This is a genomic window from Mesoterricola sp. JemC181 (assembly GCF_055384585.1).
Window position 1 is genome coordinate 331,114 of the sequence record NZ_AP045076.1, and the last position, 18,402, is coordinate 349,515.

General features: G+C 69.3%; 12 protein-coding genes and 2 pseudogenes. 7 read left to right on the forward strand and 7 right to left on the reverse strand.

Annotated elements, in window-relative coordinates; genetic code table 11:
• Positions 1 to 16: 16 nt before the first annotated feature.
• Entirely contained in the window at positions 17 to 1,729 is a 1,713-nt protein-coding gene (locus tag ACZ5MC_RS01550; RefSeq protein ID WP_464516891.1) for an ABC transporter ATP-binding protein, read from the forward strand.
• A 24-nt stretch (positions 1,730 to 1,753) separates the two neighbouring features.
• Here ACZ5MC_RS01550 and hrpB read toward each other — a convergent pair whose 3' ends face one another.
• Both hrpB and ACZ5MC_RS01560 read right to left on the reverse strand, forming a co-directional pair.
• Positions 1,754 to 4,153, reverse strand: a complete 2,400-nt coding sequence (gene hrpB, locus ACZ5MC_RS01555; RefSeq protein WP_306598499.1) for an ATP-dependent helicase HrpB — start codon at positions 4,151 to 4,153, stop codon at positions 1,754 to 1,756.
• Positions 4,150 to 4,779, reverse strand: a complete 630-nt coding sequence (locus ACZ5MC_RS01560) for a gamma-glutamyl-gamma-aminobutyrate hydrolase family protein (RefSeq protein ID WP_464516892.1) — start codon at positions 4,777 to 4,779, stop codon at positions 4,150 to 4,152. Before ACZ5MC_RS01560 ends, hrpB begins: the two co-directional genes overlap by 4 nt.
• A gap of 198 nt (positions 4,780 to 4,977) precedes the next feature.
• Between ACZ5MC_RS01560 and ACZ5MC_RS01565 the strand changes: the two genes are divergently transcribed.
• Entirely contained in the window at positions 4,978 to 5,427 is a 450-nt protein-coding gene (locus ACZ5MC_RS01565; RefSeq protein ID WP_306598501.1) for a single-stranded DNA-binding protein, read from the forward strand.
• 301 nt (positions 5,428 to 5,728) lie between these two features.
• Positions 5,729 to 6,640 (forward strand): annotated as a pseudogene (locus tag ACZ5MC_RS01570) (glycoside hydrolase family 5 protein); the annotation flags it as partial.
• Positions 6,641 to 6,794: 154 nt separating this feature from the next.
• Here ACZ5MC_RS01570 and ACZ5MC_RS01575 read toward each other — a convergent pair.
• The 3 genes from ACZ5MC_RS01575 to ACZ5MC_RS01585 form a co-directional block, all read right to left on the reverse strand.
• Positions 6,795 to 7,694, reverse strand: a complete 900-nt coding sequence (locus ACZ5MC_RS01575; protein WP_306598502.1) for a class I SAM-dependent methyltransferase — start codon at positions 7,692 to 7,694, stop codon at positions 6,795 to 6,797.
• 68 nt (positions 7,695 to 7,762) lie between these two features.
• Positions 7,763 to 9,019, reverse strand: coding sequence for a glucose-1-phosphate adenylyltransferase (locus ACZ5MC_RS01580; RefSeq protein WP_306598503.1), 1,257 nt, complete (start codon positions 9,017 to 9,019; stop codon positions 7,763 to 7,765).
• Between the two features lie 110 nt (positions 9,020 to 9,129).
• Positions 9,130 to 10,104, reverse strand: coding sequence for an FHA domain-containing protein (locus ACZ5MC_RS01585; protein WP_464516893.1), 975 nt, complete (start codon positions 10,102 to 10,104; stop codon positions 9,130 to 9,132).
• A 169-nt stretch (positions 10,105 to 10,273) separates the two neighbouring features.
• Here ACZ5MC_RS01585 and ACZ5MC_RS01590 point away from each other — a divergent pair.
• From ACZ5MC_RS01590 to ACZ5MC_RS01605, 4 genes and pseudogenes are all read left to right on the forward strand, one after another.
• Positions 10,274 to 10,846, forward strand: a pseudogene (locus tag ACZ5MC_RS01590) (GTP-binding protein); the annotation flags it as partial.
• A gap of 356 nt (positions 10,847 to 11,202) precedes the next feature.
• The gene (gene gltX, locus ACZ5MC_RS01595; RefSeq protein WP_464516894.1) at positions 11,203 to 12,654 is read left to right on the forward strand and encodes a glutamate--tRNA ligase; all 1,452 of its coding nucleotides are present in this window, start codon (positions 11,203 to 11,205) and stop codon (positions 12,652 to 12,654) included.
• 1 nt (position 12,655) lies between these two features.
• Positions 12,656 to 14,362 carry a glutamine--tRNA ligase/YqeY domain fusion protein gene (locus ACZ5MC_RS01600; protein ID WP_464516895.1) on the forward strand — a complete coding sequence of 569 codons (1,707 nt, stop codon included), beginning with the start codon at positions 12,656 to 12,658 and terminating at the stop codon, positions 14,360 to 14,362.
• Between the two features lie 56 nt (positions 14,363 to 14,418).
• Positions 14,419 to 15,381: a hypothetical protein gene (locus tag ACZ5MC_RS01605; RefSeq protein ID WP_306598508.1), complete on the forward strand. Its 963-nt coding sequence runs from the start codon at positions 14,419 to 14,421 to the stop codon at positions 15,379 to 15,381.
• On the opposite strand, the gene ACZ5MC_RS01610 is transcribed toward ACZ5MC_RS01605, so the two are convergent.
• A complete protein-coding gene (locus tag ACZ5MC_RS01610) occupies positions 15,363 to 16,112 on the reverse strand; it encodes a transglutaminase-like domain-containing protein (RefSeq protein WP_464516896.1) in 750 nt (249 codons plus the stop codon). The genes ACZ5MC_RS01605 and ACZ5MC_RS01610 overlap by 19 nt on opposite strands.
• A gap of 123 nt (positions 16,113 to 16,235) precedes the next feature.
• Complete coding sequence (locus ACZ5MC_RS01615; RefSeq protein ID WP_306598510.1) at positions 16,236 to 18,398, reverse strand: nitric-oxide reductase large subunit; 2,163 nt, start codon at positions 18,396 to 18,398, stop codon at positions 16,236 to 16,238.
• Positions 18,399 to 18,402 lie beyond the last annotated feature (4 nt).

Here is an 18,402-nt window from a genome sequence, read left to right on the forward strand (position 1 = left end):
CTGGTGGTGGAAGCTGGTGGCACCCCACCGCAAGATCCTGTTCCTGGGCCTGTCGGCCTCGGTGCTTTGCAGCCTCGCCGCGGCCTGGGTCCCCTTCTGGTCGGGCCGGGCCGTGCACGCCCTGGAACTGCGCCAGTGGCACGCCAGCCGCCAGGACCTCCTCTGGATGCTGGGCTTCACCGTCTTCGCCGGCCTGGGGCGCTACCTCATGCGCAACACGCTGATCGGCCTGAGCCGCGAAGTGGAGAAGCGCCAGCGGGAGGAGCTCTACGACTCGCTCCTGGCGCGGCCTTTCTCCTTCTATGAGCAGAGCCGGATCGGCGACCTCATGAGCCGCATGGGCGACGACGTGAACACCGTGCGCATGGCTACGGGTCCCGGCCTCATGAGCCTCCTGCAGACCGCCAGCCTGCTGCCCATGACCCTCGTCCTCATGCTCCACGCCAGCCCGCGCCTGGCCATGGCCGTGATCATGCCCTTCACCCTCCTGGCCGCGGGGTTCTACCTCATCGGGAAGTGGAGCCACCGGATCCAGCAGAAGATCCAGGTGGTCACTTCCCAGCTCAACACCTTCAGCCACGAGACCATTTCCGGCGAGAAGGTGGTCCAGGCCTTCGGCCTGGAGGACCTGCGGGTGGCCGAATTCGAGGGCCTGAGCCGCACCCAGGCCCGCATGAGCATCCAGCAGACCATCCTCTTCGGCGCCTACATGCCGCTGTCGGCCTTCACAGCCGGTCTGGCGGCCCTGGTGCTGGTGGCCTACGGCGGAAGCCTGGTGCTCCGCGGCAACCTGACCCTGGGCGACCTCACGGCGTTCACGGGCTACCTGGCCACCCTGGCCTGGCCCATCATGAGCCTGGGCTGGTCCGCCAACCTCTTCCAGCGGGGCAAGGCCGGGCAGGAGCGCATCGACCAGGTCCTGCAGGATCCCGGCGGTGTCCTGCCGGAGCACGCGCCCCTGACCCCCCTTTCCGGCCCCGCGGCCATGGAGCTGCGGGCCGCCGCCCACCGCTTCGACTCGGGCCGGGGCATCGGCCCCCTCGACCTGGAACTGCCGCCCGGCTCGCGCCTGGCCGTGGTGGGCGGCATCGGCTCGGGCAAGACCATCCTCCTGCAGGTGCTGGCCGGTCTGAGGGGGATCCAGGAGGGCACCCTGACCCTCGACGGCAGGGTCCTGGACCAGGGCCTCCTGCGGGAGCACTGGGCCGGCATCGGCTGGGTGCCCCAGGAGGCCTTCCTGTTCAGCCTGTCCCTGCGGGAGAACCTCGCCCTGGGCCGTCCCGGCGCCTCCGAGGAGGAGCTGTGGGAGGTGGCCCGGGTGGTGTGCCTGGACGACCTCATCCGGCGCCTGCCCATGGGCCTGGACACCGTGGTGGGCGAGCGGGGCGTTGTCCTCTCCGGCGGCGAGCGCCAGCGCACGGCCCTGGCCCGCGCCCTCCTGCGCAAGCCCCGCCTGCTGCTCCTGGATGACGCCCTGAGCGCCGTGGATTCCGAGACCGAGAGCCGGATCCTGGAGAACCTGCGCACCTTCCTGGTGGACACCACCCTGGTGCTGGCCACCCACCGCGTCTTCGTGGCCGAATTGTGCGACCACGTGCTGGTGCTGGAGGACGGCCATGCCGTTCAGCGCGGAACCGCCCAGGAGCTGGCCCAGGAGCCCGGCCACTACAGCCGGATCAAGCGCCTCCAGAGCCTGGAGCGGGAGATCCTGGGCGAAGCGGCTTCCTAGAGGGCCTTCTATTTCTAAAACACCCTAGACCTCCGGCCAGTGGTGCTTGGGGTACCTGCGGGCCAGCCCCGGCCTCATCTCCTTGTAGACCCGCTGCCAGAACCCCGCCAGGTCCGTCGTGACCTGCACGGCGCGGTTGTTGGGGGCCAGGAGGTGGAGCACCAGGGGAACCTCGCCCCCGCCGATGGCGGGACCCTTCTTGAGGCCGACGAAGTCCTGGAGCCGGGACGCCACCCAGGGGGCGCCGTCCCCGTAGTTCACGCGCAGGCGGCGCCGGGGGATCTGGATCCATTCCGGTGCCCAGGCGTCCAGGAGCCGCGCGGTCTCGGCCCCCAGGGCACGGCGCACGGCGCCGGGCCAGTCCGCGGCCTCCAGTTCCTTCAGGCTGGCGAGGCCCTCGCAGGCGCCGGTGAGCAGCACCTCGCGCAGACCGGTCTCGTCCGGGATGGCCAGGTCGGGGCGCAGCCTCGCCAGGAAGGCCAGGCGGGGCAGAAGGCCTTCCAGGGGGGCCGCGCCCGTGGCGGCCCGGGCCAGCACCTGGGCCGCGCCGGGGTGGCCGGGAGGCGCGGGGCGCCGGCTCTCCATGAGGAGCAGGTCCTCGAACCAGAGGCGGGAATAGAGGTCAACGCGGCCCGTGCCCCCGTTGAAGGCCAGTTCCTCGGTGTCGCGGATGGCGTCCGGGAACGCGTCCAGGAGCCAGTCCGGCTCCAGGCGCGAGGCGGCCTGGACCTGGATCTGCCCGCCCACGCCGTCGGCCTCCAGGGCCAGGATCCACCCCGCCCGGCGCACCCGGCACTGGGGCGCGAGGCGCGCGCCGCCCCCGCCCACCAGGGTGCAGGTGCCGTTGCCGCCCACCCGGGCGATGCGGTCGGGGTAGGCCGCAACCATGGCGCGCAGGAGCCCCTCCTCGTCCTCCTCCAGGGCGCCGCCGCCCAGGGCCCTGAAGGCCAGCCGCGCCTGGCGCAGGGCCGCAGGATCCGTGCCCGCAGGCTCCAGGTAATGGTCGATGCGGGCGAGGACATCGGAATCCAGCGCATGGCCCTGGGGGGCGCCTCGGGGGGCCAGGTCCTTGCGGGCGACCAGGTCCCCGGTTTCCAGGAGCACGGCCGCGAGCCTTGCGAGGTTGGGGATGCCGGCGTCCTCGCCGGCGGTCACCAGGCGCGCCAGGCGGGGGTGGAGGGGCAACCGCGCCATGCGCCGGCCCAGGGCCGAGATCCGACCGTCCTCCATGGCCCCCAGGCTCTCCAGGAGCTTGCCGCCGGCCTCCAGGGCCTTTGCCGGGGGCGCCTGGAACCACTCCAGGCCGGCGCCGATGTCCAGGTCGGCCAGGGCCAGAAGCGGTTCGGCCAGATCCGTGCGAAGGAGCTCGGCGGCATCGAAGGGAGGCCGGGCATTGAACTCGGCCAGGGAGAAGAGCCGCAGGCAGACCCCGGGCCCGGTGCGCCCGGCCCGCCCCGCGCGCTGCACGCAGCGGGCCTGGCTGATGCGGACGGTGCGCAGCCCCGGCAGGCCCGACCAGGGGGAGTGGAAGGCCTCCCGCCCCAGGCCCGAGTCCACCACGGCACCCACCCCCTCCAAGGTCACGGAGCTTTCGGCCACGTTGGTGCTGAGGATGACCTTGAATCGCTCGCTGGGGGACACCGCCTCCTGCTGCGCATCGAACGGGAGGCTCCCGTGCAGGGGCAGAAGCCGCAGCCCGTGGGTCTCGGCGGTCCGGGCGCAGCTGCGCAGGCAGCGGCGGATTTCGCCGGCGCCGGGGAGGAACACCAGGGTGTGGCCCTTGAGGCCCTCCCGGTAGAGCCGGTCCACGGCACCCGCCACCTGGTCCTCCAGGGGGGCGGACTCGGGCCGCTGCTGGTGCCGGATCTCCACGGGCCACTGGCGCCCGGGGCAGGCCAGGGCGGGGGCCTCCAGGAAGGCCGAGATGGGCCCGGGGTCCAGGGTGGCGCTCATCACCCCCAGCCGCAGGTCCGGGCGCGCCCCCTTCCGCAGCCGGCGCAGGAGGGTGATGGCCAGGTCCGTCTGCAGGTGGCGTTCGTGGAACTCGTCCAGGAGGACCGTGGAGATGCCGCGCAGGGCGGGGTCGTCCTGGAGCCTGCGCAGCAGCAGCCCCTCGGTGACGAAGCGCACGCGGGTGGCGCGGGAGACCTTCTGCTCGAAGCGCACCGCGTAGCCCACGGCGCCGCCCAGCGGCTCCCCCAGTTCCGCGGCCACCCGGGCCGCGGCGAGGCGCGCCGCCAGGCGCCTTGGCTCCAGCACCCAGCACTCGCCTTCGGCGAGCATCCCCGCATCAAGCAGGGCCCGGGGCACGCGCGTGGTCTTGCCCGCGCCGGGCTCCGCCCCAAGAACCAGGCAGCCCCGGTCGCGCAGCGCCTCGACGATCGCCGGGAGGAAGGGGTCGATGGGCAGGGGGGAAAGGGTCAAGACCGCTCCCGGAGCGCCTCGGCGAAGCCCCGGAAGATCCCCAGGGCGCTCAGTGCCGCCGGATGGTCCATGGCAACCAGGTTCTCGGGATGCCACTGGACCGCCACCACCCACCGGGAGGTGTCGGCGGCCTCGAGGCCCTCAACCAGGGGCCGCCCGTCCCTGGCGGTGCCGTGCCAGGCCACCGCCCGAAGGCCCGGGGCCAGGCGGCCCACGGCCTGATGGTGCCGGCTGTTGACCTCCACCGCTTCGGCCCCCACCAGCGCGCGCAGCCGGGAGGCGGGGTCCACGATCACCCAGTGGGCGAGTTCGGGAGGGAGGCTGGAGGAACCCAGGCAGTGACGCTCCGGCCCGCAGCCGTAGTGATCCGGGATGTCCTGCACGAGGCTGCCCCCCAGGGCCACGTTGAGCAGCTGCTCCCCTCGGCAGATGCCCAGGATGGGCAGGCCCAGGTCCCAGGCCCGGCGGGCCAGGGGGATCTCCAGGGCGTCCCGTTCAGGGTCCGGCTCGGCCTCGGGGTGCACGGCCTCCTCCGGATCCCAGTTGGCGGGGTGGATGTCGTCCCCGCCGGTGAGGAGCACCCCCCGGAAGCCCTCCAGGGGGGGGACCGGGTCCCCGGGGCCCACAAGGAGGATCTCCCCCTCCCAGCCCCCCGCCCGGACCGCCGGAACGTAATGTCGGCCCGCGGATGACTTGTCTCGGCAGGTTATGAGAAGGCTTGACACGAAAACTCCCGCTATCATCATTGTCACCCTACCACCAGCTCAGACGGACTGAGGCATTCGGTGAGGCGGAGAGCTCCGCCACCTACAAGGAGGAAGAACATGTCCGGATCGTTGAACAAAGTGATGCTGATCGGAAACCTGGGCCGGGATCCCGAGCTCAAGATGACCCCGTCGGGCCAGGCCCTGGCGCGCTTCTCCGTGGCCACCACCGAGACCTGGAAGAACCCCCAGGGTGAGAAGCAGACCAAGACGGAGTGGCACAACATCGTGGTTTGGGGCAAGCAGGCGGAGATCGCCGAGAAGTACCTGCGCAAGGGCAAGCAGGTCCTCATCGAGGGCCGCATCCAGTACCGTGAGTACACCGACCAGGCGGGCGTCAAGAAGACGGCCTGCGACATCCGTTGCGACAACTTCGTGATGCTCGGCCGGCTTGAGGAAGGCGGCGGCCGGCCCTCCGGCGGCGGCGGCGCCGACGAGTACGAGCCCACCGGTGCGCCCGCTCCCGCTTCGGGCGGCGGTCAGGTCTACGACGACGACATCCCGTTCTGAGGGGTGCCGGAGCCGACCGTGTAGCTTGATTTGAAAAAAGCCCATAGGAATATGGGCTTTTTTCATGATTGAAGCCTCGAGTCCAGGCTGGGGTCGCCCTACCATCCCGGGAACCATCGGGCACTCCCGGACATTGGGTAACGATGGAAGTGCCCCGATGATGCGGTCGTTCTTTCTCTTGATGGCGCTCCTGGCGGCGGCGGGCCTCCACGCCCAGACGCAGGGGGCTGCCCCAGCTTCGGTGGCGCCAGGTGCAGGGATGGAGTTCTGGACCGGCCGGCCCCGGTGTGGTGCCAATTGCATGAACGGAAGCCCTCCATCCAGGGCCTATTTCAAGGAAGCCCGCAGGCAGGGCATCCAATGGCTCCGCTTGGCCTACGACAAATGGAAACCAGCCAGACGTGATTTCCTGCTGGGAGACGCCAGCCGGTACGAGGGACTGGTGGCGGCCGATCTGAAAACGCTCAAAGCCACCCTCGATCGCGCCCATGCGGAAGGGATCAAGGTCGTGGTGGTGCCCCTCTCCCTGCCCGGGATGCGCTGGAGCCAGAACAACGGCGCCCGATTCGACGGACGGATCTGGCGGGACAAGGAAGGGTGGAGACAATCGGCGAGGTTCTGGGGCGACCTCGCCAAGGAGCTGAAGGGCCACCCGGCCGTGGCAGGGTACAACCTGGTCAACGAACCCGCCCCTGAACGGGAGGGCGGCGCAGCGGAAGATGCTTCGCCGGAGGAACTGAAAGCGTGGTACGCCACCGTGAAAGGGTCCGCCTGCGATCTTCCCGGGTTCTACAAGCTGGTCCTGGCCGCCGTCCGGAGGGTTGACCCTGACATGCCTGTGCTGCTGGATTCGGGGTGGTACGCACGGGCCACGGGTTTCACGTACTGGCCGGATCCGGTGGGTGATCAAAAGACGCTCTACGCCTTCCACATGTATGAACCCTACCCTTGGTCCAGTCCGGCGAATTTCCGGCGGGCCGAACCGTGGGTATACCCCGGCCCGGTTCCTTCCGTTTCCGGGCGGGAGCAGGAATGGGATCGGGCGGCGATAGCCCGTTTTCTGCAGCCGGCCTACGACTGGGCCAGGGAACAGGGGATCCCGGCCCATCGCATTGTGGTCGGCGAATTCGGTTGCCACCGGCTCTCGCCGGGGTGCGCCACCTATCTGGAGGACGTGCTCTCGGTGGTGGAAGGGCAGGGGTCCCACTGGGCCTTCTACGCGTTCCGGGAAGACACGTATGACGGTTTCGGCTACGAATTGGGCACCTGGAAGGCCCCTTGGGCCTTCTGGCAGGCCCAGAAAAAAGGCCGGCCCTGGAAATGGGAGCGGACCACGACGTCTCTCTATGAACCCATCGCCCGCCGCCTCAAGGCCGAAAGGGAAAGGCCCTCGCGCCCGGCACCTTCCTGCAGTAGAAACGGATCGTGTTCCCCATGGGCAGCGCCAGGCTCATCGCGGACACCAGGAAGGCCAGGGGACCAAGAAGCGTCCCCAGGAGGAGGTGCAGCCAGGTCCAGGGGCTTCGGCGCAGGGAGATGCCCGCGGGGTTGCCCATGAGGGCCCGGTACAGCCGGCTGGGTTCGCCCGGGAGGAGGTTGAGCCAGTTCTGGAGGGTCGTGAACGCCGAATATTCCAGGGAATACCAGGTCCGCTCCTCGACCCTGAAGCCGCAATGCTCCACCAGTCCGGCCAGGGCCGCAGGCGTGAGGAAATGGAGGTGGTGTGGGTAGTCGAAGCACAGGTTGCGGCGTCCCAGGAGCCTGAATCCCCAGGTGCGGAAGTTGGGGACCTCCACCACCAGGAGTCCCCCGTCGGCAAGGAGATCCCGGGCACAGGCCAGGTAGGCCCTGGGGTTCGCGAGGTGCTCGAGCACATGGAAGAACGTGATCACATTGAAGGAGGCCGGTTCCAGGCCAAGGTCCGGCAGCTCCCCCACGGCGACATCAATGTTCCTGAGGCGCCGCGCCGCCTCGGCCGCGGTGCGGGACACCTGGGTGCCCTTCACCGTCCAGCCTTTCGCCTTGAAGAGGGCCAGCAGGTCCCCGCGGCCGCAGCCCACGTCCAGGATGGAGTTCCCGCCCCCGCACCTTGCCGCGACGGCCCGGTACCTTGAGGACTTCAGGCCCACCACCAGGGCCTCCGCCAGACCCAGGAACCGGCCGCCGGAGTCCTCCTGGTAGTAGTCCTCCTGGTAGAGTTCCGCCTGCGCCGCGGGTTCGGGCAGGGGATCCAGGCTGGCGCCACCACAGGCCCGGCACCGGACCACGGCGGGCTCGCCGGGCCTCCACGGTTCCAGGGGTCCTCCTCCACAGAATGCGCAGGCCACGGCTCGTCTCAGGCCTCCGGCCCGATGCGCGTCCCCGCGCACAGGACGGTGTTCTTGGGCACCACGACGATGCCGTCCTGGACCACGTAGTCGCCCGCGTCCAGCTCCGTGCCGCGGGGGAAGGGCCTGATGACCACGCCCGCGCCGATGCTCACGTTCTTGTCCAGGATGGCGCCCTCGATGTGGCAGTCGGGGCCGATGCCCAGGGGCACCTCCTTGTGGAGGCGCTGGTAGTAGTCGGCGCCCATGACGATGCTGTCCAGGATGCGGGTGCCGGGGCCGATCTGGCTGCGCACGCCGATGATGGAGTGGGTGATCTCGCCGCCGCCCTCGATGACGCAGCCCTCGCAGAGCAGCACGTCCTTGAGCTTGGTGTCCGAGCAGATGGAGCCGGGCAGGAACCGGGAGTGGGTGTAGATGGGGTGGTGGGCGTCGTAGAGGTTGAACTCGGGGTTGGGGCGGGTCAGCTCGAGGTTGACGTCGTAGAAGGAGCGGATGGTCCCGATGTCCTGCCAGTAGCCGTCGAAGTCGAAGCCGGAGACGTTCATGCGGCTGATGGCGAAGGGGATGACGTGGTGGCCGAAGTCGTCGAAGTCCGGGTGGCTGGTGAGGAGGTCCACCAGCACCTCGGTCTTGAAGAGGTAGATGCCCATGGAGCCCAGGAAGGGGCGCTCCGGGTCGTCCCGGCTGACCATGGCCTCCTGGGCCTCGGGCGTCTTGGGCTTCTCCACGAAGTTGACGATCCTGCCGTCCGGGGTGCGCTTGAGGAGCCCGAAGCGGTCCGCCTCGTCCTTGGCCACGGGCTGCACGGCCACGGTGATGTCGGCGCCCTTGGCGATGTGGTGGGCCACCATGGGGGCGTAGTCCATGCGGTAGAGGTGGTCCCCGGCGAGGATGAGCACGTGCTCGGTGCCCACCACCTGGATCTGGAACAGCTGCTTGCGGATGGCGTCGGCGGTGCCCTGGTACCAGCCTTCGCTGGTGGGGGTCTGCTCCGCGGCCAGCACCTGCACCCAGCCGGTGTGGAACACGTCGAACTTGTAGCTCTCGGAGATGTGCCGGTGCAGCGAGACCGAATTGAACTGGGTCAGCACGTGCATGCGGAAGATGCCGGAGTTGATGCAGTTGCTCAGCGGGATGTCGATGAGGCGGTACTTGCCGGCGATGGGGACGGCGGGCTTGGAGCGCATCTTGGTGAGCGGATAGAGCCGCGCGCCGCGGCCCCCTCCGAGAATCACGGCGAGGACGTTGTTCAGCTTGGGCATGGGTGCTCCTGTCTAAGGCCGGAGGCAAGGCGAACTGGATCGGTATATCCAAAGTAAGCCCAAACCGGCCCCCTGGGGGGCCGGAATGAGCCATTGTGATGAAAAGCGTCCTAGCGGTCCACCTTGATCACGATGGAGTTCGAGAACATGTCCTGGAACCCCTTCCGGTCCGCGCCCAGGATGAGGAGGTAGGGCAGGCACGCCAGCATGCCGCTGACCCAGTGGCCCACGAGGCGGAGGATGGCCTGGCCCCAGTCGATGTTGCCGGCGGGGTTCATCTCGGGGACGACGCGGAGCTTCATGATCTTCTTGCCGATGGTGGCCCTGAATTTGACCATGCTCCAGAGCATGAAGACCATGTAGCCCAGCCCCAGGAACGGGTACAGGAGGCAGCTGAAGAGGACCGTGATGCCGTGGGAGACCGCGCCCAGAACCGCCGAGGCGACGATGAACACGACGAACAGGAGCAGCCAGATGCCCACGTCGATGAGGTAGGCCACGAACCGCGTGCCGAAATCCCCCCGCTCGATGGCGCCGCCGTAGATCAGGGGCTGGGCGTCGTCGGGGACGCCGGGCAGGTAGGGCTGCAGGAAGGCGGGGGCGGGGTTGTCGCCCTGGGGGGCCATGGGACGGGGGGCCGGGGGCGGGGGAGGAGCGGGCGGGGGCGGGGGCGCCTGGGGCGCCGGTGGCACCGGGGGCTCCAGGGCGATGGGGGCCGGCTCGGGCGCTCCACCCTGGATCTTGGCCATCTCGTCCAGGTTCATGCGGACGGTGCCCAGGGGGTTCACGTCCTCCACGGGCCGGGGGTCCACGAAGGTGAGCTGCATCTGGCCGAGGGTGATGCGGTCCCCGTCCTTCAGGGATCCGGTCTCCACCTTGATCCCGTTGATGAGGACGCCGTTGCTGCTGCCGAGGTCCTGGACCTCGTAGCCCGTGGCGGTCCTGCGGAGCACGGCGTGGTGACGGGAGATGCTGGGGTCGGCCAGGCGGAGGGTGTTGTCCAGCTCCCGCCCGATGCTCACCTCATTGTCGACCAATTCAAATTCGCGGGCTCCATTACTCTCTTGAACGAGCAGTTTTGCCATGGTCTCCCCTTTATTTTCTGGATCTCTTGAGCAGTCTAGTGGTGTCCTATGGGTTATGCAAACAGTCAACCCCCCCGGGCCCGGCTAATTTGCCCCGGACGGGCTTCAACCTTGACCTGACCCCCTGGATTCAGCCAATCTGGCATCCCTTCTCCCCCGTGGAGGCCGCATGGTCCTTTTCAACGCAGCTACCAAAGAGCTGACCGCCAAGATCGTCTATTACGGCCCCGGCCTCTGTGGCAAGACCACCAACCTTCAGCATGTCTATGATTCCCTTCCCCAGGACGGCCGGGGGAAGATGCTCAGCCTTGCCACCCAGACGGACCGGACCCTCTTCTTCGACTTCCTGCCCATCGAGCTGGGGACGATCCGGGGCATGAAGACCCGCATCCAGCTCTACACCGTGCCCGGCCAGGTGTTCTACGACGCCACCCGCAAGCTCGTGCTCAGGGGGGCCGACGCCGTGGTCTTCGTGGCCGATTCCCAGGCCCAGGCCCTGGAGGGCAACAAGGAGAGCTTCCAGAACCTTATCGACAACCTGCGGGAGCAGGGGTCGGAGCTGGAGAAACTCCCCCATGTCATCCAGTTCAACAAGCGGGACACGCCCAACGCCCTGCCCACGGACGTGCTGAACCGGGAGATCAACCGGTTCGGGGTCCCCACCTTCGAGGCCTGCGCCACCCGGGGGCAGGGGGTCCGGGAGACCCTGTCCGGGGTCGCCAGGCTGGTCCTCAAGCACCTCACGGAGAAATACGGCGGGGGCGCCCCCGCGGAGCCCCAGCGCGACATGTTCCCCGCCCGCCCCAGCGCCCGCGCCGAGGCGGCCAAGGAACGTATGCCTTTGGAAGTAGAGGAGTTGGGCGCAGGCGAGATGCTCGAGGAGATCGACGAGCTGCCCGTGACGGAAGCCGGCGGGATGCCCACCGGGGAACCCGGGGCCCACCCCAGCACCAGCGTCGTGGAAGTGCCCGTGGTCCTGGACCGCAGCCTCTTCAGCAGCTCCGGCCCCGTGGAGATCCGCCTGAAGCTGTACCTCAAGTAGGATTTGGGGGTTCGGGCCGCATCGGGCAGACTATAAGGTTCAGGCCCGAGGTCTAGATGCAAAAACCCGTCGTAACCCGCTTCGCCCCCAGCCCCACCGGCATGCTCCACATCGGGGGGGTCCGCACCGCCCTGTTCTGCTGGCTCTATGCCCGGCGGCACCATGGGACGTTCATCCTGAGGGTGGAGGACACCGACCTCACCCGCAGCACCGACGACAACATCCGGATCATCGAGGAGGGGATGGAGTGGGTGGGCCTGGACTGGGACGAGGGTCCCGTCCCCGGGGACCCCAACGCCTACCGCGGTCCCCACGGCCCCTACCGCCAGATGCTGCGCATGGACCTCTACCGGGCCAAGATCGCCGAACTGCTGGACAAGGGCCTCGCCTACCGCTGCGAGTGCAGCCGGGAGGACCTGGACGCCCGCCGCAAGCAGGCCGATGCCGAGGGCCGCCCCTTCATGTATGACGGGCGCTGCCGGGACAAGCACCTGGACGCCTCCGTGCCCAGCGCCATCCGCCTGCGCATGCCCGACGAGGGCGAGATCGTGCTGGAGGACCTGGTGAAGGGCCGCATCGCCGTTCCCGCCTCGAGCCTGGACGACTGGATCATCGCCCGCCAGGACGGGACCCCCACCTACAACTTCTGCGTGGTGGTGGACGACGTGGACATGGGCGTCACCCACGTGGTGCGCGGCGACGACCACGTGGCCAACACCCCCAAGCAGATCGTCCTCTACCGGGCCCTGGGCTACGACCTGCCCGGGTTCGCCCACGTGCCCATGATCCTGGGCAAGGACAAGCAGAAGCTCAGCAAGCGCCACGGAGCCGCCAGCATCACCGAGTTCCGGGACGAGGGCTACCTGCCCGTGGCGGTGCGCCTGTGCCTGGCCAAGCTGGGGTGGACGCCCAAGGTGGACGGCAAGGCCGCCGAGAGCGTCGAGGAGGAGCTGCTCACCGACCAGCAGCTCATGGACAACTTCGACCTGGGCGAGATCCAGAAGGCCGCCGCGGTCTTCGATATCGACAAGCTCAAGTGGATCAACCAGAAGTTCATCCAGCGCCTGGACTGGACGGAGATCGCGCCGCACCTGCGCTGGCAGTGGCAGATGCGGGGCCTGGAGGCCGCCTGGGACGCCCGGTCCGACGAATGGAAGGCCCTGGCCATCGGCTGCAACAAGAACCGGGCCACCCTCGTCGAGATGGCCGACACCCTCGCGTTCCTCTTTTCCGGGGCCGCCGAGCCGGCCGAGGCGGACGTGGCCAAGTACCTGACCTCCGCCGTGCGTCCAGCCCTCCGGGAGGTCCTGGCCCTGGAAAACTACGAGCACGACACCCTGAAGGCGGACGTGGATGCCATCCTGGCCCGGCACGGCCTCAAGCTCAAGGACCTGGCGCAGGCCCTGCGCCTGGCCTTCACCGGCAGGCTGGTGAGCCCCCCCATCTTCGACACCATGGCCCTCCTGGGCCGCGGGGACGTGTGCGCCCGCCTGGAAAAATGGATCTGACATGACCAACGAGACCCCCGCCCCCGAGACCCGCAGCCTCAACTTCATCGAGGAGATCATGGAGGCCGACGGGGCTTCCGGCAAGCACGGGGGCCGCATCTGCACCCGCTTCCCCCCCGAGCCCAACGGCTACCTCCACATCGGCCACGCCAAGTCGATCTGCATCAACTTCGGCCTCGCCGGGAAGTACGGCGGCACCACGAACCTGCGGTTCGACGACACCAACCCGGTCAAGGAGGACGTCGAGTACGTGGACTCCATCCGCGACGACGTGCGCTGGCTGGGCTTCGACTGGGCCGGGGAGCGCTACGCCTCGGACTACTTCCCGTTCCTGTACGACTACGCGGAGTACCTGATCGGCCAGGGCAGGGCCTACGTGTGCGACCTGGGCGAAGAGGAGATCAAGGACTACCGGGGCAACTTCTTCAAGCCGGGGCGAAACAGCCCGTTCCGCGACCGGAGCCCCGAGGAGAACCTGGACCTCTTCCGGCGCATGCGCGCCGGGGAGTTCGCGGACGGCGCCAAGGTCCTGCGCGCGAAGATCGACATGCAGAGCCCCAACATGAACATGCGGGATCCCCTCATGTACCGCATCAAGCGCGCCCACCATCACCGCACCGGCGACGCCTGGCTCATCTACCCCATGTACGACTACGCCCACGGCATCTCGGACGCCATCGAGCGCATCACCCACTCCATCTGCACCCTGGAGTTCGAGGACCACCGCCCCCTCTACGACTGGTTCCTGGCCCAGGACACGGAGGGGAAGTTCTTCTCGAGGCCCCACCCCCGCCAGATCGAGTTCGCCCGGCTCAACCTCACCTACACCGTCATGAGCAAGCGCCGCCTCCTGGAGCTGGTGAAGGAAGGCTTCGTCAGCGGCTGGGACGACCCCCGCATGCCCACCATCACCGGCCTGCGCAGGAGGGGCTACACCGCCGCCAGCATCCGGGCCTTCGCGGACAAGGTGGGCGTGGCCAAGCGGGACATGGTGGCCGACGTGGGCCTCCTGGAGCACTGCGTGCGCGAGGACCTGGCCGGGAGCGCCCCGCGCGCCATGGCCGTACTGCGCCCCCTGAAGCTGGTCATCGAGAACCTGGCCGAGGGCGAGGTGCACTGGCTGGACGTGCCCAACCATCCCGAGAACGAGGCCCTGGGCCGCCGCAAGGTCCCCTTCTCCCGGGAAGTCTTCGTGGAGCGGGAGGACTTCCAGATGGAGGCCCCCAAGAAATGGTTCCGCCTGGCCCCCGGGGCCGAAGTGCGCCTGAAGAACGCATGCCTCGTGCGCTGCACGGGCGTGGTGCAGGATGCCGCGGGCGAGGTCACGGAGCTCCGCTGCACCTGGGATCCCGCCTCCCTGGGCGGGGACGCCCCCGACGGCCGCAAGGTCAAGGGAACCCTCCACTGGGTATCGGCGGCCCACGCCCTGGCCTGCGAAGTGCGGCTCTACGACCGGCTCTTCACCGCCAAGGACCCCATGGACGTGCCCGAAGGCGAGGACTGGCGGCACTTCCTGAACCCCGGGAGCAGGGAGATCCTGGCATCGGCCCAGGTGGAGACGTCCCTGGCCAAGGCGAAGCCCGGCCAGGCCTTCCAGTTCGAGCGGCTGGGCTACTTCGTGGCCGACCCGGACGGACGGGAGGGGAACCCGGTCTTCAACCGCACGGTGAGCCTCAAGGATTCCTGGGCCAAGGCGGAAGCCAAGTAGCCCGGTATTTCCGCTATCCTGGTGCCACGTTCACACGGGACAACGGGAGCAGGACCATGAAACTCCGAGTCGCACTGATGCTTGGGCTGGTCGTGGGGCTGGGCCTCGGCACCGGCTGCCGCCGGAAGAAGGCCGCGCCCCCCGTCACCGCCTGGCTGAACCTGGACCGGCAGCCCCCCGAGGAGGGCGCCATGGGCGTCCTGGACGGCCCCGGCAAGGGCCAGCAGGACTTCACCGTCTACTGGGTCAAGGCCCGCGGGGGGACCACCCTTCCCGGCCTGGAGTTCCTGGACTGGTTCAAGGGCCCCAAGCCCGAGAAGGTCATGGCCGTGGAATGCCTCAGCCTCTCCGGGCCCCTGGTCACGGGCGAGCCCAGCGAACACCCCGCCGTCTTCGCCCTGGACAAGGGGCGTGCCCTGGTGTGGGGCGGCCCCCTGGGCTGGGGCTGGGTGGACCTGGCCGCGAGCCGGGCCCAGGTGACGACCCTGGAGAGCCATCTGGAGGCCATCCTCGCCAACTCCCGCGTCTGTGTGAAGGAGCGCACCAGCCACGAGGGATGGACCCTGCACAACCGCCTCATGCTCAGCCTGGCCCTGCAGCCCGTGCGCACGGAACCCCGGGACGACGCTCCCTACGCCTCCAGCGGCTTCCCCGACGGGCGCATGGTGGGCGAGGCCCTGTGGCGCACCTCCGCCCCCCGGGAGTTCGCCCCCGGCCGCAACACCCCCCCCCACAGCCAGGAGGACCTGGACGTCCAGCGCACCCCCCGCAAGGTGCGGGACATCGTGGTCTCGCCCCTGGAGCGGCGCGGCGACTGGATCCAGGTGGCCTTCCCCGAGCCCGGCTACCCCACCTATCTCGTCGACGCCTCCGGCCTGGGGGAGAACGCCGACAACCAGGCCCTCCTGGTGAAATGGAGCGCGCAGCCGGCGGGCTGGATCCGGCTCTACCAGCGGGGGCCGGTGGAGGGGACCTCGATCCGGCTGTGGTCGTGGACCTATTACGGAAGCCGGGACTGAATCCGGACCGCCTTCAGCGGCCACAGCTGCGGCAGCGGCCCGGCGCCGCAGTCCGGGTAGTCCATCCCGAGGAACAGCCTGATGTGGTCCGGCGCGAGCCCCAGGCTTCCGGCCTGGGGGTCCGCGCCAAGCCAGCCGTGGCCCGGCAGGTAGCACTCGGCCCAGGCATGGACGAGGTCCGCGTCATTCTCCGGCGCGTAGAGGAGGCCCACGACGTACCGCGCCGGGATCCCCCGGCTCCGCATCAGGGCCACGAAGAGGCTCGCGTATTCGCTGCAGGTCCCGGTGCCCTCCCGCAGCACCGCGAGCGCGTCCTTCGGGGACGCCGTCCCTTCCGAGATGGCCTTGGCCAGGACCGGATCGTAGGTCACCGACCGCGACACGAGGGCCAGGCCCGCCCGGATGACCTCGAGGGTGCGGGTCCCGGGCAGGGCGGCCGCGAGTCTCGCGATCCCCGGGTCGCCGCACTGGATCCGGTCCGTGGGAAGGAGGAACCGGGCCACGGCCGGGTCGTATCGGAAGCGCGGGTCGAGGACCCCGTCGCCGGGCGGCCCCTCCCGGGTGTCGGGGACGTCCACCACCGCGACCGATGACTTCCCCCGTTCTTCCAGGCTCCGCAGCTCCTGGGGGGGTGTCGCCAGGGCCTCCCTGGAAAGCCTCCGGGCCGTGATCCGGTAGGTCCGGGGGGACTCGGCGAAGGACGGCAGGGAACCCAGGAGGAGGAGGCCCATAAATCCTGCTCGGGCGATGGGTGGCACGGGGACCTCCGTGGGCTGTGCCTGAAGGATATCGCGGTACCCGGAAAGGGAAACGGCCCGCCCCGGAGGGCAGGCCGTTTCGGGCATGCAGGGGTTCTAGGCCTTGCGCCACTTCCAGGCGGCGACCACGGCCTTGACCGTGAACGCCGTCACCGCCAGGGCGCCGATGCCGAACAGCACGTCCCCGGGCAGCCGCAGCCAGGTGAAGGCCCGCATGAGGGGGCTCTGCACCACTTCGGCGCTGCGGGCGTACCATGTGCCGTGCTGCAGGCTCTGGACGATCTGGTGGAGGCCGCTGGGGATGAGGCTCATGACGAGCATCAGCACCAGGCCGAGGTTGAGGCCCCAGAAGCCGACCTTCAGCAGCCTGCCGTCCCAGGCGCGGTCGGGGGTCATGCCCCGCAGCGCGAAGAGCATCAGGGCGATGGCGAGGAAGCCGTAGACCCCGAAGAGGGCCGCGTGGCTGTGGATGGGCGTGGTGTTGAGGCCCTGGCCGAAGTAGAGGATGGACGGGGGGTTGATCAGCATGCCGAAGACGCCGGCGCCGATGAGGTTCCAGAAGCAGACGGCGGCGAAATACTTGAAGGGCCACTCGTAGCCGCTGCCCAGGGCGCGGCCGGCCCGCAGGCTCTGGGCCAGCTCGAAGCCGACGATGGTGAGGGGGACGATCTCCAGGGCGCTGAACATGGAGCCCAGGGCCGAGATGAAGGCGGGGGAACCCGTGAAATAGAGGTGGTGGAAGGTGCCGATGATGCCGCTGCCCAGGAAGAGCACCATGCTGAGGTTCACGGTGCGCAGGGCGGTCTTCTCGCGCAGGAGGCCCAGGCGGGTGGAGAGCAGGGCGATGGCGACGGTGGCGAACACCTCGAAGAAGCCCTCGACCCAGAGATGGACCACCCACCAGCGCCAGTACTCGGCCAGGGCGAGGTTGGTCTCGCGGTTGTACATGAAGCCCGCGGAGTAGAAGAGGGGGATGGCGACGGCGGCCAGGAGGAAGAGCTTCAGGAGGCCCAGGCGGCCCTTCTCCTCGGCGAGCGCGGGGCGCAGGGCCCGCACGACCAGCACGAGCCAGCCCACCATGCCCACGGTGAGAAGGATCTGCCAGAGGCGGCCCAGCTCTACGTACTCGTAGCCCTGGTGACCCAGCATGAACGAGCCGCTGAGCTTGCCCAGGATGGCCTGCTGGCTGCCGGCGAGGGCGCCCACGACCACCACGACCAGGGCCAGGAGGAGGCCCGCGACGCCCAGGTACTGGCCCTTGGGCTCACGGCCGGCGAGCTTGGGGCCCAGGTAGAGGCCCGTGGCCAGCCAGCAGGTCGCGATCCAGAACACGGCGAGTTGCAGGTGCCAGGTGCGGGTGGCGGCGTAGGGCAGGATGCGGGAGAGGTCCACGCCGTAGACGGCGTTGGACTCGATGCCGAAGTGGACGGTGAGGACGCCCATGAAGATCTGGACGAGGAAGAGGGCCATGGCCACGGCGAAGTAGATCGCCGACCAGCGCTGGCTGGGGGTGGCGGGGGCGGGGACCATGGGCTTGGGGTCCGGGAAGGCCTCCTCGGGCTGCGAGGCCTGGAACCAGACCATGAGGCCCACGCCCAGGATCAGCAGGACGATGGAGAGGATGCTCCACAGGTGGCTGATGGGGGTGATCTGGTTGCCCACCAGGGATTCCTGGGGCCAGTTCTGGGTGTAGGAATGGTCCTCCCCCGGCCTGCGGGCCGCGGCGGTCCAGGCGGTCCAGAGGAAGAAATCGGCCACCCGCTCCCCTTCGGCCTTCGTGGGGATCCACCGGGCGGGGATCGAAGCGTCCTTGTCGCCCTCGGAGACCGTGCGGGCCAGCTCCTGCCGGGTGGCCACGTAGGCCGAGGCGCGGGCGGCGTCCAGCGTCAGGACCCCGTCCTTGAACGTGTTGGTCTGGAAGGCGGCCTGGGTGCGGGCCCGGGCCTCGGCGTCGGAGAGGCCGGCGGCCCGGGCCTGGGCCAGCGTCAGCTCGGCCCAGCGGTGAAGGGCCTTGGCCGTCCAGTCGGGGGCCAGGTAGGCCCCATGGCCCCACACGGACCCGATGTGCTGGCCGCCGTGGCCCAGGTAACTCTTCTGGCCAGCCAGGATCTGCCCGGCGCCCACCAGTTCGCCCCCGTCGGGGCCCACCACGCTGGCGGGGATGGGCGGGGCGTTCAGGGCGATCTGCCTGCCCCCGATGCCCAGCACCCCGAAGCTGGCGATGAGCACCAGAAGAAGAATGAGCCAACGTTGTTTCATGACT

Excerpts from the sequence above, each read along its gene's own strand:
- ACZ5MC_RS01565 (WP_306598501.1), top strand. The coding sequence starts at position 4,978 with ATGTCCGGATCGTTGAACAAAGTGATGCTGATCGGAAACCTGGGCCGG.
- ACZ5MC_RS01580 (WP_306598503.1), bottom strand. The coding sequence starts at position 9,019 with ATGCCCAAGCTGAACAACGTCCTCGCCGTGATTCTCGGAGGGGGCCGC.
- ACZ5MC_RS01585 (WP_464516893.1), bottom strand. The coding sequence starts at position 10,104 with ATGGCAAAACTGCTCGTTCAAGAGAGTAATGGAGCCCGCGAATTTGAA.
- gltX (WP_464516894.1), top strand. The coding sequence starts at position 11,203 with ATGCAAAAACCCGTCGTAACCCGCTTCGCCCCCAGCCCCACCGGCATG.
- ACZ5MC_RS01600 (WP_464516895.1), top strand. The coding sequence starts at position 12,656 with ATGACCAACGAGACCCCCGCCCCCGAGACCCGCAGCCTCAACTTCATC.
- ACZ5MC_RS01605 (WP_306598508.1), top strand. The coding sequence starts at position 14,419 with ATGAAACTCCGAGTCGCACTGATGCTTGGGCTGGTCGTGGGGCTGGGC.
- ACZ5MC_RS01610 (WP_464516896.1), bottom strand. The coding sequence starts at position 16,112 with ATGGGCCTCCTCCTCCTGGGTTCCCTGCCGTCCTTCGCCGAGTCCCCC.
- ACZ5MC_RS01615 (WP_306598510.1), bottom strand. The coding sequence starts at position 18,398 with ATGAAACAACGTTGGCTCATTCTTCTTCTGGTGCTCATCGCCAGCTTC.